Genomic DNA, 14,533 nt, shown 5'->3' with positions numbered 1-14,533 from the left:
CTAGAGGCTTCCCCGCCTCGGAGGTGAGCGCTGTGCAGTTCGGGATCTTCACCGTCGGCGATGTGACGACCGACCCCACCACCGGCAGGACGCCGACCGAGCGCGAGCGCATCAAGGCCATGACGGCCATCGCGCTCAAGGCCGAGGAGGTCGGACTCGACGTCTTCGCGACGGGCGAGCACCACAACCCGCCCTTCGTCCCCTCGTCGCCCACGACCATGCTGGGCTGGATCGCCGCGCGCACCGAGAACATCATCCTGTCCACGTCCACCACGCTGATCACCACCAACGACCCGGTGAAGATCGCCGAGGACTACGCGATGCTCCAGCACCTGGCCGACGGCCGGGTGGACCTCATGACGGGACGCGGCAACACCGGCCCCGTCTACCCGTGGTTCGGGCAGGACATCCGCCAGGGCATCCCGCTCGCCGTCGAGAACTACGCGCTGCTGCACCGCCTGTGGCGCGAGGACGTCGTCGACTGGGAGGGCAGGTTCCGCACGCCCCTCCAGGGCTTCACCTCCACACCGCGCCCGCTGGACGGCGTACCGCCCTTCGTCTGGCACGGCTCCATCCGCTCCCCCGAGATCGCCGAACAGGCGGCGTACTACGGCGACGGCTTCTTCCACAACCACATCTTCTGGCCGGCCGACCACACCAAGAGGATGGTCGCGCTGTACCGCGAGCGCTACGCCCACTACGGGCACGGCACCCCGGACCAGGCGATCGTCGGGCTCGGCGGCCAGGTGTTCATGCGGAAGAACTCCCAGGACGCGGTGCGCGAGTTCCGTCCGTACTTCGACAACGCGCCGGTGTACGGGCACGGGCCCTCCCTGGAGGAGTTCACCGAGCAGACCCCGCTGACCGTCGGCTCGCCGCAGCAGGTCATCGAGAAGACGCTGGCCTTCCGCGCGTACGCGGGCGACTACCAGCGCCAGCTGTTCCTGCTCGACCACGCGGGCCTCCCGCTCAAGACCGTCCTGGAACAGCTCGACCTGCTCGGCGAGGAGGTCGTCCCGGTGCTGCGCGAGGAGTTCGCGAAGAACCGCCCGGCGAACGTGCCGGACGCGCCGAGCCACGCGTCCCGGGTGGCCGCGGCGACCGCACAGGAACAGGAAGACAGCGAAGAGGTGACGTCATGAAGGCGGTACGGCATGACGGAATCCGTGAACCAGGAATCACGCCCCGAGCTGCCCTCGGAGGCGGACGGCACCGCGCACCTGTTCCGTGCGATCGGCAGACAGATCCGGGTGCTGCGCGAGAACCTCGCCATGAGCCAGAGGGAACTGGCCACGGCGACCCACTGCGGTCTCGACCTCATCTCCGCGATGGAACGGGGCGTACGGACGCCGCAGCCGGAGTTCCTGGACCGGGCCGACGGCGCGCTGAAGGCGGGCGGGGTGCTGCGGGCGGCGATTCCGGACGTACGGGAGGCGCAGGCGCGGGCTCGGACGCGGCACCCGGATTGGTTTCGTGATTACGCGAAGGCGGAGGCGGACTCCGTCGTGCTCCACGAGTACGCCAACCAGGCCATGCCCGGCTTGCTTCAGACAGAGGACTACGCCCGAGCAGTCTTCACCCAGCGTCGTCCCTTGCTGGACGAGGAGACGATCGAAAAGCGCTTCGCAGACCGGCTCGCGCGTCAGCAAATATTCGAACGCTGGCCGGCGCCTACCTTCAGCTACGTACTTGAGGAGGCGGTTCTCCAACGACCGATCGGCGGCCAAAGTGTCCACAAGGACCAGTTGAGGCAACTGCTGCGATACGGTCGAATGCGCCCCATCGAGCTACAGGTAATGCCAACCGGCCGCGAGGAACACCCAAGCATGGACGGGCCGTTCACTCTTCTGACGCCCAGAGGGCGCCATCAGGTTGCGTACACGGAAATCCAGGGCTACCCCCGGCTGATCACTGACTCCGAAGGGGTCAGCACCTTCACCGAACGCTATGGGATCATCCGAGCCCAGGCTCTCACGCCCAGGGAGTCGCTGGCACTGATCGAGAAGATGCTGGGAGAACGATGAACACCACGGAACTCCACTGGTTCAAGTCCAGCTACAGCGGCGGTGAAGGCGGTACGTGCGTCGAAGTCGCCTACGACTGGCGCAAGTCGAGCTACAGCGACGGCGAGGGCGGCCAGTGCGTCGAGGTCGCCGCGCACCCCACCACCATCCACGTCCGCGACTCCAAGGTCACCGAAGGCCCGCAGCTCGCGGTCGCCCCGGACTCCTGGGCCGCGTTCGTCTCGTACGCCCGCGCCTGACTCCGTCCGGCCAACTGTCGGCCTTCGGGACCTGGTTGAGGTCCTGAAGGCCGTCATGCTCCGATCGGTGCCGCGTCGGACCGACGTCCTCGTCGTTTCACGGAGGCGACTACGGCAGCGAAGGCGGCGGTCACGGCGAGGCTCCCCATCAGGACCGTCACCACGCCGACCATGAAGAGGCCGCTGGCGTCGTCCGACCAGTCGTAGAAGGCCGCGACGGTGAGGCCGAGCGGGACGCCGGGCACGGCGAGGGCGAAGTGGTGCCGGGACGCCGCCCAGTACACCGGCGCGAGCAGCGTCAGCACCAGTCCGATCACCTGCCACGCCTCGTACGGGCCGGTCGACGACCCGTCGGGTTGCACGTCGTAGTGCTGGTCCCAGCCCAGCCAGGCGGCCCACGCCGCCACCGCCACCACAGTGGGCACGAAGGTCACCAACAGGTGGAGAACGGGTTCCGGCAGTCGCTGTCGCATGGCCCGAGACTTCCGCCTCCACTCGTGACCGACCAGAGCGCACGTACTCAGATGCATGCGAGTACGTCGACGTGCGGCCAAGTGGATTGGTCGCCTCCGCCGAGTACGTCCCGCATGATGTCCGGCATGAACCACATAGCCAAGGGTGCCAACTCCTTCGTACCGACCGTCGCTCTCCGCGTCGCCGTGCGCCATGAACTCCGGCCCGGAGCCCCGTTGGTCGACGCCTGTGCTCTGCTGCTGGACGTGAGCGGCAGGGCGCGCAGGGACGCCGACATGGTCTTTCACGGCAGGCCGGTCCATCCCTCGGGCGCGGTACGGCACGTGGGCGACGCCCGTGACGCCTCCGCGCAGTGGCTCGAACTCGATCTGCCCCGCATCGAGGCGACGGTCGAACGCGTCCTGGTCGTGTGCTCGACGGACAACGGCACGGTCGGGGCCTTGGGGGAACCGACGGTGGAGGCGTTCGCACCGGACGGTGTCTCGGTCGTCCGCTACACGGTGACGGACGCTACGACGGAGACAGCGTTCGTCTTCGGCGAGTTCTACCGTCGCGCGGGCGGCTGGAAGTTCCGTGCGGTGGGCCAGGGCTACGCCTCCGGACTGGCGGGCCTCGCGACGGACTTCGGCATCGCGGTGACGGCCGGGGGGACGGCCGGGGGGACGGCCGGGGGGACGGCCGGGGGGACGGCCGGGGGGACGGCTCCCGCGCCGCCCGTACCGCTTCCGGTTCCGGTTCCGCCGTCGCCCGGCCCGGTTCCGCTCACGGGGCTGTCGAAGACCAGTGGTCCGCCTCCGTTCGCACCGACGGCGCCCGTATCCGCCGGTCAGGTCCCCTTCGCAGCGCCCCAGCCCGCCCCCAGCGCCCCGTCGCCCTTCGCACCGCCCCAGCCCGCCCCGGCAGCCGTTCCCACGGCACCGCCTGTCTCGCCGACGCAGGCTTCTCCCGGGGGCGCGTGGACCTTCGGACCGGTCTTCGAGCCGTACACCGTCGAGGGGAAGGGGAGGCAGGTCGTCACCGTGGACCGTAGCGTTCCGCCGGGTCCCGTCCTGGTCGAGATGGTGTGTGAAGGCGACGGCGACTTCTGCGTCTACAGCCTGAACAAGCGGAACAAGGACGACAAACTGGTCTTCAATTCCGCTCTGGAGAACTTCCACGGCACTGCGGCTGTCGATGCGCTCGAAGGCCACCCGCTGCGCCTGCGCGTGCAGGCTGACCATCGGTGGACGCTGACCTTCAAGCCACTCGCCCACGCACGCCGGCTTGAGAGCGAACTGACCGGCCGCGGTCCTGAAGCGCTGCTCTACCTGGGGCCGGTGGCAGATCTCACGGTGAGGTTCCGCGATCAGACCGGGGGGAGCGACCACTTCATGTACGGATACGAGGTCGCCGGCCACACGGCCATCGCCGACGCCCCCCAGAGCCTCCTGGTCAATGAGGCCGGTCGCAGCAGCAGGGTGAGCGCTCCTCTCGCCCAGGGGCCCCTCCTCCTCCTGTTCCAGTCCACCGAAGGCTCGTGGCGGATGAAGGTCCGCGCGGTCTGAGAAGACTCCGGAGAGGCGGTGGCCGTGCCGGCCGGTTCCGCCGCGATGCCGCAGCCGATGCCGATGCCGATGCCGGAACGGTGCGCCGCTGCCGGGCTCCCCGGCCTGAACCGGCCCGTGGGGGCATTTCGCTGGGCATATGCGGGAGTTGGGCGCGGTGCTGTACGGTGACCACATCATCACCCTTCGTGTCCGACCGGACACGGGGCGGTCCCCGGCGGTGCTGGAACACCATCCGAGGACCTTCACCTTCGAGGACCAACAGGAGTCCCGAGGATGCTTCGGCATGCTATCGCGCCCCTTCGGCGCTACACGAAGGCTTCGCACGACGTCGTGCAACATCCGCGTCTGAACAGCGACGCGAAGATCCTGCTCCTGTACGTACAGGGTCTCCCCGAGGGCTCGACCGCAAAGTCCCTCAGCGCGCACGCGGAACGTCTCGGGATCAAGGGCCGGGCGTACCAGAAGGTCAAGCAACTCCTCGGCGCCTGCGGCTTCCTGCACGAGTGGCGCCACCAGAACGAGCGTGGCCGGTGGGTGACCGACCAGCTCCTCGCCAACGTCCGCCTCACCCCCCAGGAGGCGACGGCCGTCCGGGACGGCGGTCTGCCGAGTACGCACATGCGGACGGTCGGTGAACCGGCTCCTCGGGTGGTCGGTGACTCCCCTCCGGGGGACAACAACGGGGAGAAGAACACTCCCCACCCACCCCCCAAGCCCCAGGAGCCCGAAACGGAACCGGCGGCCCCTGCCGCCGAGGGCGTCACCGAAGAGGTCACCGACGACTCCGAACGCGCACTCGCGGAGAACGTGCTGCTGTCCCTGCGCCAGACGCGGCGCGAACTGCACCTGGGTGAGCGTGAGGCCCGTACGCTCTCCGCCGTCGCGGCCGACTGGCTGCGCAGGGGCATCAGCGCAGCGGACCTGCGTCACGCGCTGACCAGCGGACTGCCACCGACCGGCGTCCGGTCCGCCGTCGGGTTCCTGCGGCACCGACTGACCGAGAAAATGCCGCAGGAGCGGGCCGTCGTACGCCCGTCGCACGACCGCCCTTCGCACGACGCCCCGCCCCGGCCCAAGCCCCTCGTCACCTGCGAGGGACCCGGCCCCGAACACCTCTTCCGCCCGCTGGACGACGAGACGCACTGCGGACGCTGCCGCCAGGACGCGGCCTGGGAGGCCCACACCGCGAAGTACCCGCCCCACGGCTCGGAGCCGGTACCGGGCCAGTACAGGCGGAGGTGGGATGGCGGCTGAGCCCGTTCGAGTCCGCAGGCTGACCGACCGGCCGAGGCCGTACGAGCCGCCTTCGACACCCCGTACGGCCCGGTCCCGAAGAGTGGTTCTGGATCAGGACGGTTGGCGACTGCACCAGTCGACTCCTGAAGGTGCCGCGTTCGCGGCCACTCAGTCGAGACAGAACTCGTTGCCCTCGATGTCCTGCATCACGAGGCACGACTCGTTGTCGTCATCGGCAAGCAGGAGGCGCCCGCGTACCGCGCCGAGCGGGACCAGTCGTGCGCATTCGGCCTCAAGCGCGGCCAGGCGCTCTTCACCCACGAGCCCGGTGCCGACCCGCACGCACAGATGCACCCGATTCTTGACGACCTTCCCTTCGGGAACGCGCTGGAAGAACAGTCGCGGGCCCACGCCTGAGGGATCAGCGCATGATGCGAACGCCGGCCCCTGATACGCAGGCGGCAGCGAGCGATCGAAATCGTCCCACGTAGCAAAACCCTCCGGTGGCGGCGGTACGACGTACCCCAACACCTCGGACCAGAAACGAGCGACGCGCTCAGGTTCTGCGCAGTCGAAGGTGACTTGGAACTGCTTGATCGACGCCATCGGTTCATCGTAGAGGCGGGGTCTTTCGTCGTCTCCATGGGCCCGGCCGCCTACGCGGTGCGATGCGACCGCATCGATCGCACGTGGCCGTGATCGCTGCCGCAGGGCCGGTGCCGGTGCCGGTGCCTACGATGACGTGATGGCTCATGATCCGATCCAGTACGTACGGTTCCAGGGCACGGTTCCCCGGGCGCGGGGGAACTTTCCCGGGGTCTTCGGGCTCGTCAACGGCCTTGCGCGGGAGGGGAAGCTGACCGCTGCGCAGGAGCGGTTCCGGCGTACGCACAACGACTGGTACGACGCGGCGTACACCGACCCGAGCACCGTCGACCCGGCCGTCTACGACGAGCGCGTCAATCCGGGCGCGGCGGCCTGGTTCAAGCCCACCGCCGTGGAGCTGATCGCACGTGTGGGCGGCTATCTGGAGATCCTGGCGGCCCACGGCGTCGAGTGGCAGCTCGTGCGGTCGGCCGATCCGGGGCGCGTCGTCTACGAGGACGCGCACCAGATCGTCGTCGTCCCGCACGAGAGCGGGGAGCGGCGTGGCAGCCGCGGCCGCTGACTACGGCGCGGCGGGGCCGGTGGCGCGCAGCGCTCAGATGCCGAACTCCGTGGGCGGCACACCGAGAGCGGCGCAGGCCTCGCGAATGGCGTACTGCTCGGACGGCTCGAAGTACCCGTCGGCGCCTGCGACGACCATGCCGGTCTGGATGACCGCGCGGGCCTCCGCGGGCTTCTTGGCGGCCTTGCCGATCACCTGGAGCACCTCGGCCTTGCCCAGCTCGAAGTTGGCCAGGAGCCGGTCCACATGCTGGTTGAAGCGCTGGCGGAGCTGGTCCGCCGGGAAGTTCTGCAGGACCTCGTTGGAGACGATCAGCTCCTCCACACGCTGTCGCTCCGCCGGCTCCACCTGCCCGTCGGCCGCCGCCACCAGTGCGCACATCGCCATGCTGGCGTCCCGGTAGGCGCCGCTCTTGAGCTCGGTCTTGACCGACGCGAGCTGGGTCTTGAACAGCCCGATCAGCTGGGCCTTGGACCCGCCCGAGGACGAGCCCGAGGACGAGCCCGAGGCCGAACCCGGTCCGTGGACCCCGCTCTGCCCGTGGACCCCGCCCTGGCCGTGGACCCCGCCCTGCCCGTGCCCCCCGCCCGTGCCCCGATTGCTCTGGGACTGCTGGAAGCTCTTGGCCTGGTCCTTGATCCGGTCCCAATTCACCACTGGTGCCACCTCGGGTTGTACGGCTGTCGATTGCCTTCGCGTTCTGTCAGGTGAACGTCTCAGGGAGTGACCGGGTTCCCGCAGGGCAAAGCCGGAGTAAAGAAGGCCGTCACTTGCGGTTGTAGAGCCGCATCGTGACCGTGCCGAAGACGACCAGCAGCACCGCCGACCAGCCGAGCGTCCAGCCGATGTCGGCGGCAGGCCAGTTCCCGGCCATCAGTTCCCGCACCGCCGTGGCCACGTGCGTCACCGGACTGTTGTTGACGAACGCCTGGAGCCAGCCCGGCATCGTCTTCGGGTCGACGAAGACATTGCTCAGGAACGTCAGGGGGAAGATCACCATCATGCTGACGCCCATCACCGACTTCTCGGTGCGCAGGAACAGGCCGAACATCGTCCAGATCCACGAGAACGCGAACGCGAAGACCATCAGCAGCGCCACACCGGCCACGACGCCGAGCACCCCGCCGTGCGGGCGGTAGCCGATGATCAGGCCGACCGTCAGCATCACGACGGACGCGATCAGGTAGCGGATCACGTCACCGAGCAGGTAGCCGACCATCGGCGCCGGGCGCCAGATCGGCAGCGTACGGAAGCGGTCGAAGACGCCCTTGGTGATGTCGGTGTTGACGGAGACACCCGTGTACATGGTGATCATGACGATGCTCATGGTCAGGATGCCGGGCAGCAGGAACTGGATGTACTCCGCCACCGATCCGGCCAGCGCTCCTCCGAAGAGGTAGGTGTACATCAGCACCATCATGATGGGGAACGCCGTCACGTCGAAGAGCTGCTCCGGCACGTGCTTGATCTTGAGCATGGCGCGCCAGCCGAAGGTGAGGGACGCGGAGAGCGCGCTGGGGCGCCGCGGCCGGTCCTTGCTCACGAGAAGCGCGGCCAGTTCCCCGGCCTTCGGTGCTTCGAGGGCGAGTGCGTCGAGGCCCTTGTTCTTGTCCTTGGTCGCGACGGTGCTCATGCCGTGGCTCCTGCCGTCGTCTCGTCCGCCGTCTCGCTCTTCTGATCCGTCAGGGCCAGGAAGACCTCGTCGAGGCTGGGCTGGCCGAGCGCGAAGTTGTCCACGGTGATGCCCGCCGCCGTGAGCTCCGACAGCGCCCGCGCGGCCTGCTCCGCCGCGCCGAGGTCGCTCGCGTGCCCGTCGACCGTCGCCGTCAGGGCGACCGGGTCCGCGTCCAGCTGTACGGCGGTGTTCAGCGCCCGCGTCAGCACCCGCTCGGCCTCGGGGCGCTGCGCCGGGTCGCGCAGCCGCAGGTGTACGGAACCGGAGCCGACCGACGCCTTGAGCTCGCCCTTCGTGCCCTCGGCGATGACCTTGCCCCGGTCGATCACGGCGATGCGGGACGCCAGGTGGTCGGCCTCGTCCAGGTACTGCGTGGTCAGCAGCACCGTCGTGCCCTGCGCCACGACCGCCCGCACGATGTCCCACACCTGGTTGCGGCTGCGCGGGTCGAGGCCGGTCGTCGGCTCGTCGAGGAAGAGCAGGTCGGGTGTGTTGAGGATGCTCGCGGCGATGTCGATGCGGCGCCGCATGCCGCCGGAGTAGTTCTTGACCTGCCGGCCGGCCGCCTCCGCGAGCCCGAACGCCTCCAGGAGCTGGGCCGACCTGGCGCGTGCGGCGGGCTTGGAGTGGCCGAGGAGGCGGCCGAGGAGCACCAGGTTCTCCGTACCGGTCAGGTCCTCGTCGACCGACGCGTACTGACCGGTGAGGCTCACCCTCCCGCGCACCGCGTCGGCTTCCCGCACCACGTCCTTGCCGAAGACGTGCGCCTCGCCGCCGTCCGGGCGCAGCAGGGTCGCGAGCATCTTCACGGCGGTGGTCTTGCCGGCGCCGTTGGGCCCGAGGACGCCGTACACGGTGCCGGTCGGCACGGCGAGGTCGATGCCGTCGACGGCCCGGTTCCCACCGAACACTTTGACCAGGCCCGTCGTCTCGACGGCGAGCTCCGGGCCGGGGTGTCCACTCATGTCTTCCGCCCCTCCGGGGAGGTCGATCGGAACCTCTTTCCCAGTGTTGACCGCCCCCGCCCTCAGAAGTAATCGTTCTTTGGTCCTACGGCTCGGATCGGCTCGGACCGGCCCAGTTCGGCGAGCACCCCCAGGGCGTACGACAGCGCCTCGGCGGACGGGGACGCCAGGCCGATCCGGACCGCGTCCGGGGCCGTGTGCGGGGGTACGGCGAAGGCCCGGCCCGGGGAGAGCGCGATGCCCCGGGCCGCGGCCGCCGCGACGAAGGTGTCCGTACGCCAGGGCGCGGGCAGCTCCCACCAGCAGTAGTACGCGTGCGGGTCGGTGCGGACGCGGAAGCCGCCCAGGTGACGCCGGACGAGGCGGTGGCGGGCGGCGGTGTCCGCGCGCTTGGCGGCGGTGACGGCGGCCACCGTGCCGTCGGTGATCCAGCGGACGGCGGCCTCCAGGTTGAAGCGGGCGGCGGTCCAGGCGCCGGAGCGCAGGGCGTCGGCGAGCAGGCCGGTGCGGGCGGTGGGGGCGACCAGGAAGCCGGTGGTCAGGCCGGGGGCGAGGCGCTTGGAGAGGCTGTCGACGAGGACCGTGCGGCCGGGGGCGTGGGCGGCCAGGGGAGCGGGGGCCGTGGGGGCGAGGAAGGCCCAGGTGGTGTCCTCGACCGCGTCGATGCCCAGCCGGGCGCACACCGCCGCCAGGTGGGCCCTGCGCTCCTCGCTCATCGTCACCGCCGTCGGGTTGTGCAGGGTCGGCTGTACGTACACCGCGCTGAGCGGCGCGCTCCGGTGCGCGGCGGACAGCGCGTCGGGGCACAGGCCGTCACCGTCCGCCGCGATCGGCACCAGGCTCACCCCGAGGCGTTCCGCGACGGCCTTCACCAGCGGATACGTCAGCGCCTCGACGCCGAGCCGGCCCCCCGGGCCTACGCACGAGGCGATGGCCGCGGCGATGGCCTGGCGGCCGTTGCCCGCGAAGAGCAGCTGCCCGGCGTCCGGCCGCCAGCCGCCCCTGGCCAGCAGCGACGCTGCCGCCTCCCGCGCGGCGGGGGTGCCGTCGGCGGCTGCCGGGCGGGTGGCCGCTTCCAGGACGTCGGGGCGCAGGAGGCCGGTGAGCGACCGCGCCATGAGTTCCGACTGGCCTTCCGCCACGGGGTAGTTGAGCTCCAGATTGATTGCGGGGCCGTCCGCCGCCGCCTCCTCCGCGAGGGCGTGTCCGGGCGAGGGCGGCGCGGCCCGGACGAACGTGCCGCGCCCGACCTCGCCCACCGCCAGGCCCCGCCGCACCAGTTCGCCGTACACCCGGATCGCGGTGGAGTTCGCGATCCGGCGGCTGCGGGCGAAGGCGCGCTGCGTGGGCAGCCGGTCGCCGGGGCGCAGCCGGCCCGCCGCGATCTCGGCGGCCACCTGATCGGCCACCCGCCGGAAATCCTCCGCCATCAGGGCCTCCGCTCTTCCGCTTCCGCACCGACATTGCACCGAGAGCAAAGATCCTATTGCACCGAGTAGTTGACCACGTCTAGCCTCCTGCACATGACCACCGCGCAGCTCTCAGCAGACGTCAACGGCATCACCGTCGGCTACACCGACCGGGGCAGCGGCGCCCCCCTCGTCCTGGTCCACGGCCACCCCTTCGACCGCACGATGTGGGCCCCGCAGGTCGACGCCTTCTCCGCCACCCACCGCGTGATCGTCCCCGACCTGCGCGGTTACGGCGAAAGCCAGGTCGTCCCCGGCACCACCCCGCTCTCCGTCTTCGCCACGGACATCGCGGCCCTGCTCGACCACCTCGGCATCGAGCGCGCCGTGCTCGGCGGGCTCTCCATGGGCGGCCAGATCGTCATGGAGTGCTACCGCCTCTTCCCCGGGCGCATCACCGGCCTGGTCCTCGCCGACACCTTCCCCGCCGCCGAGACGGAAGACGGCAAGCGGTGGCGCAACTCCCTCGCCGACCGGCTGCTCGGTGAGGGCATGAAGGGGTACGCCGACGAGGTGCTGGACAAGATGGTCGCCCCGTACAACACCGAGGCGGCGGCCCATGTGCACCGCATGATGACCGCCGCCTCCCCGGAGGGCGCGGCGGCCGCCCTGCGCGGCCGGGCGGAGCGGCCCGACTACCGCGACCTGCTGACGCGGGTGAGCGTTCCCACGCTGATCGTGGTGGGCCGCGACGACACGTACACGCCCGTCTCCGACGCCGAGGCGATGCACGCGGCGGTCCCCGGTTCGACGCTCGCGGTCGTCGAGTCGGCGGCCCACCTTCCCAACCTGGAACGCCCCGGCGTCTTCAACAGCGCCCTGCGCGCCCACCTGGACCGCTGCGCCCGCCTCGCCCGGTGACGCCGGTGACGCCGGTGACGCCGTAACCGCGCGCTGGAGCTGCACAGCGGCTGGAGGTGTGCTGGGGTGGGGGTGGGGTACTGGAGTGGTCCGAACGATCCGACCGGTCCGACCGATCCGACGGAGGCGAGCCGCCATGGAAGACGCCAACCAGAAGATTCTCGACACCATCGACAGTCTGGTCGGCGAGGAACGCGAGCTGCGCGAGCGCTCCACCCGGAACCTGGGCCTCGACGACACCGAGCGCACCCGGCTGAAGGCTGTGGAGGTCCAGCTCGACCAGTGCTGGGACCTGCTGCGCCAGCGCCGCGCGAAGTCGGAATTCGGCGAGGATCCGGGTGAGGCGAAGGTGCGGCCGGCGGTCGAGGTCGAGAATTACAAGAACTGAATCCGCAGGAACCTACAGAAATCCACAGGAAGTGGACGCATAAACGCGGAGATGTCCCGCTCCCACAAGTTGTCCACAGGCTGTGGACAGTAATGCCGCTCCGAGTCGCTGACGTGCACAAGGAGTTCGACTTCGAGCTGTTGAGGGCATGGCTGAGCAGAGAGCAGGGGGCCGGCTGACGCCGCCCGAGTGGCTGACGCAAGGGCTGCGACCACAGCGGGCACCGGTCCCGTGGGCCGCCGCCGTCCGGGCCGGGATCGCGATGGCCGCGCCGCTCGCCGTCGGGTTCGCCGTCGACCGGCCGGTGTACGGGGCGCTCGTGTCGATGGGCGCGCTGTCCGGCGTCATCGGCGACACCGCCGACGCGTACCGGATGCGCCTGCTCAACATCGCCGTCCCGCAGCTCTTCGGCGCGGTCGGCGTCACCCTCGGCACGCTCGTGTACGGGCACGGGTGGCTCGCCGTCGGAGCCCTGACGCTGGTCGCGCTCGTGTCGGGGATGATCTCGACGATCGGTGCGGTCGCCTCCGTGTCCGGTCTGCTGCTCCTGCTCCAGGCCGTCGTCGGAGCCGGGCTGCCCATGCCGGACCCCTGGTGGACGGCGCCGCTGCTGCTCACCCTGGGCGGCCTCTTCGTCCTCGTACTGACCCTGGTCGCCTGGCCGCTGCGGGGCGGGGTGCCGGAACGGGACGCGGTCGCGGACACGTACCGGGCGGCCGCCGATCTGCTGGAGGCGGCGGGGCGGGACCCGGACACGTACGACACCAGGCGCCAGGCCGTCACGCAGTCCCTGAACACGGCGTACGACCTCGTCCTCGCCCGGCGGGCCCGCGACCACGGCCGCAGGAGTCCGCTCGTACGGCTGCTCGCGCAGCTCAACGTCGTCGTACCGCTCGTCGAGTCGGCACCCGCCGCGCATCTGCGGCGGCGGCCGCTGCCGCCCGAGATCCCGGCCGCCGTGCGGGGGCTGGCGGACGCGGTCGCGGACGGGCGCGCGGGTGCGGCCGAGGCCGGGACGGACCTGCCCGCGCCCACCTCGCAGTCCGGGCGCGCCGTCGACCACGCGCTGCGGCACGCGGCGGCCGTCGTCCTCAGCACCGACTCCGACGCGGCGGACCCGTACGCCAACGTCGACGACCGGCTCGGCCGCCCCGCCGCCCTCGGCGTACGCGTCCGCCGCGCCACCCGCAACGTCCTGCTCTCCCGCGCCTCCTGGCAGTACGGCCTGCGGCTCGCCCTGTGCATCGGCCTGGCGCAGGCGCTCGTCTCGCTCGTCTCCGTACCGCGCTCCTACTGGGTCGCGCTGACCGTGGTGTTCGTACTGAAGCCGGACTTCGGGTCGGTCTTCTCGCGGGCCGTGCAGCGGGCGTTCGGGACGGCGCTCGGTCTGGTGGTCGCCGCCGCGATCCTGGCGGAGCTGGAGCGCGGGTGGTGGGACGTACCGGTGATGGTGGTGCTCGCCGCGCTCATCCCGGTCTTCACGGCGAAGGGGTACGCGTTCCAGACGGCCGCGATCACGCCGGTCATCCTGCTGCTGTCGGACGTGCTGAACCACCAGGGGTTCGGGCTGGTCCTGCCGCGCCTGTACGACAGCCTCCTCGGCTGCGCGATCTCGCTGCTGGCCGGGTACCTGCTGTGGCCGGAGAGCTGGAGCACGCGGGTGGGCGCGCGGCTCGCGGACACGGTCGCGGACACGGCGGGCTATGTGGAGTGCGCGTTCGGCCCGCCCAGCTTCCAGGGCGAACGGCTGCGGCAGCGGCTGCGGCGCCGTCTCTACCGGGACCTGTCGGTCGTCCGCTCCGAATTCCAGCGCGCCCTGACCGAGCCGCCGCCGACCGGGGCGCGGGCGGCGGCATGGTGGCCGCTGGTGGTCGCGACCGAGCGGATCGTGGACGCGACGACGGCGGCCCGGGTCCGCGTCAACCACGGGGCGCAGCCACCGGGCGAGTCGGAAGTGGCGGAGGTTGCACGGGAGTTGCGCGAGCTGGCGGAGGGGCTGCGGGCGAGCGACACGCTGGTGGAGGTACGGACGGACCTCCCCGGCGACGACGAGAGCGTCCTCGCGCCGCTGCGGCAGGAGGTGGCGGCGGCGCGGGCGGTGGCTTCGCCGGTGCGACCACGGGGGTGACGTCGCCGGGCCGGGGGCGGTGGGCGTCTTTCGCGGGGGCTTCGGGGTCGGTGCCGCGCCGGGGCTTGAAAGCGCGGGGCTTCGGGGTCGGTGCCGCGCCGGGGCGTCTCCTCGGGCGTCGAACGTTCGGGTACGGGGATTTCTTCGGGGTGGTTGCGTTCAACGCCCTGCGGGGAGCGCCCCGGCGCGTCCCCTCCCGCCACCGCGCAGAAATTGAGCCCGTCCGGCGATCGAGGACACGCCCGGAGGGCGTCCGGGGGCCCGGGGGGCTTGCCCCCGGTTCGGGAAGGGGCGGGGGGCTTGCCCCCGGTTCGGGAAGGGGCGGGGGGCTTGCCCCCGGTTCGGGAAGGGGCGGGGGG

Annotated in this window: 15 protein-coding genes; 9 read left to right on the top strand and 6 right to left on the bottom strand. The window is 70.9% G+C overall.

Annotated features, from left to right (window positions below; translation table 11 throughout):
* Positions 1-32 precede the first annotated feature (32 nt).
* From ACWDZ4_RS04265 to ACWDZ4_RS04255, 3 genes are read left to right on the top strand one after another with little or no spacing between them, the layout of a single operon-like run.
* A complete protein-coding gene (locus tag ACWDZ4_RS04265; RefSeq protein WP_451506922.1) occupies positions 33-1,142 on the top strand; it encodes an LLM class flavin-dependent oxidoreductase in 1,110 nt (369 codons plus the stop codon).
* A 12-nt stretch (positions 1,143-1,154) separates the two neighbouring features.
* Entirely contained in the window at positions 1,155-2,024 is an 870-nt protein-coding gene (locus ACWDZ4_RS04260) for a helix-turn-helix domain-containing protein (RefSeq protein ID WP_451506921.1), read from the top strand.
* Entirely contained in the window at positions 2,021-2,263 is a 243-nt protein-coding gene (locus tag ACWDZ4_RS04255; protein WP_451506920.1) for a DUF397 domain-containing protein, read from the top strand. The genes ACWDZ4_RS04260 and ACWDZ4_RS04255 overlap by 4 nt, the downstream gene beginning before the upstream one ends.
* A 53-nt stretch (positions 2,264-2,316) precedes the next feature.
* Here ACWDZ4_RS04255 and ACWDZ4_RS04250 read toward each other — a convergent pair whose 3' ends face one another.
* The gene (locus ACWDZ4_RS04250) at positions 2,317-2,736 is read right to left on the bottom strand and encodes a hypothetical protein (RefSeq protein ID WP_451506919.1); all 420 of its coding nucleotides are present in this window, start codon (positions 2,734-2,736) and stop codon (positions 2,317-2,319) included.
* A gap of 126 nt (positions 2,737-2,862) precedes the next feature.
* Between ACWDZ4_RS04250 and ACWDZ4_RS04245 the strand changes: the two genes are divergently transcribed.
* Positions 2,863-4,281, top strand: a complete 1,419-nt coding sequence (locus tag ACWDZ4_RS04245) for a TerD family protein (RefSeq protein WP_451506918.1) — start codon at positions 2,863-2,865, stop codon at positions 4,279-4,281.
* A 276-nt stretch (positions 4,282-4,557) separates the two neighbouring features.
* Positions 4,558-5,538, top strand: a complete 981-nt coding sequence (locus ACWDZ4_RS04240) for a hypothetical protein (RefSeq protein ID WP_451506917.1) — start codon at positions 4,558-4,560, stop codon at positions 5,536-5,538.
* A gap of 150 nt (positions 5,539-5,688) precedes the next feature.
* Here the strand turns inward: ACWDZ4_RS04240 and ACWDZ4_RS04235 are convergent, their stop codons facing one another.
* A complete protein-coding gene (locus ACWDZ4_RS04235; RefSeq protein ID WP_451506916.1) occupies positions 5,689-6,126 on the bottom strand; it encodes a VOC family protein in 438 nt (145 codons plus the stop codon).
* 139 nt (positions 6,127-6,265) lie between these two features.
* Between ACWDZ4_RS04235 and ACWDZ4_RS04230 the strand changes: the two genes are divergently transcribed.
* Complete coding sequence (locus ACWDZ4_RS04230; protein ID WP_451506915.1) at positions 6,266-6,688, top strand: hypothetical protein; 423 nt, start codon at positions 6,266-6,268, stop codon at positions 6,686-6,688.
* 33 nt (positions 6,689-6,721) lie between these two features.
* Here the strand turns inward: ACWDZ4_RS04230 and ACWDZ4_RS04225 are convergent, their stop codons facing one another.
* From ACWDZ4_RS04225 to ACWDZ4_RS04210, 4 genes are all read right to left on the bottom strand, one after another.
* The gene (locus ACWDZ4_RS04225) at positions 6,722-7,345 is read right to left on the bottom strand and encodes a tellurite resistance TerB family protein (protein WP_451506914.1); all 624 of its coding nucleotides are present in this window, start codon (positions 7,343-7,345) and stop codon (positions 6,722-6,724) included.
* A 109-nt stretch (positions 7,346-7,454) separates the two neighbouring features.
* Positions 7,455-8,321 carry an ABC transporter permease gene (locus ACWDZ4_RS04220; RefSeq protein WP_451506913.1) on the bottom strand — a complete coding sequence of 289 codons (867 nt, stop codon included), beginning with the start codon at positions 8,319-8,321 and terminating at the stop codon, positions 7,455-7,457.
* Positions 8,318-9,328 carry an ATP-binding cassette domain-containing protein gene (locus ACWDZ4_RS04215; RefSeq protein WP_451506912.1) on the bottom strand — a complete coding sequence of 337 codons (1,011 nt, stop codon included), beginning with the start codon at positions 9,326-9,328 and terminating at the stop codon, positions 8,318-8,320. The genes ACWDZ4_RS04220 and ACWDZ4_RS04215 overlap by 4 nt, the downstream gene beginning before the upstream one ends.
* Before the next feature lie 62 nt (positions 9,329-9,390).
* Positions 9,391-10,758, bottom strand: a complete 1,368-nt coding sequence (locus ACWDZ4_RS04210) for an aminotransferase-like domain-containing protein (RefSeq protein ID WP_451506911.1) — start codon at positions 10,756-10,758, stop codon at positions 9,391-9,393.
* A gap of 93 nt (positions 10,759-10,851) precedes the next feature.
* Between ACWDZ4_RS04210 and ACWDZ4_RS04205 the strand changes: the two genes are divergently transcribed.
* The 3 genes from ACWDZ4_RS04205 (at position 10,852) to ACWDZ4_RS04195 (ending at position 14,174) form a co-directional block, all read left to right on the top strand.
* Positions 10,852-11,658 (top strand): alpha/beta fold hydrolase, encoded by an 807-nt coding sequence (locus tag ACWDZ4_RS04205; protein WP_451506910.1) that lies wholly within the window; start codon positions 10,852-10,854, stop codon positions 11,656-11,658.
* A gap of 136 nt (positions 11,659-11,794) precedes the next feature.
* Entirely contained in the window at positions 11,795-12,046 is a 252-nt protein-coding gene (locus ACWDZ4_RS04200) for a DUF2630 family protein (RefSeq protein WP_451506909.1), read from the top strand.
* Positions 12,047-12,194: 148 nt separating this feature from the next.
* The gene (locus ACWDZ4_RS04195) at positions 12,195-14,174 is read left to right on the top strand and encodes an FUSC family protein (protein ID WP_451506908.1); all 1,980 of its coding nucleotides are present in this window, start codon (positions 12,195-12,197) and stop codon (positions 14,172-14,174) included.
* Positions 14,175-14,533: the final 359 nt, after the last annotated feature.

The sequence above is a fragment of the Streptomyces sp. NPDC003016 genome (assembly GCF_053591455.1).
The sequence above is the reverse complement of the archived record's forward strand: the minus strand, read 5'-3'. Positions and strand labels throughout refer to the sequence as shown.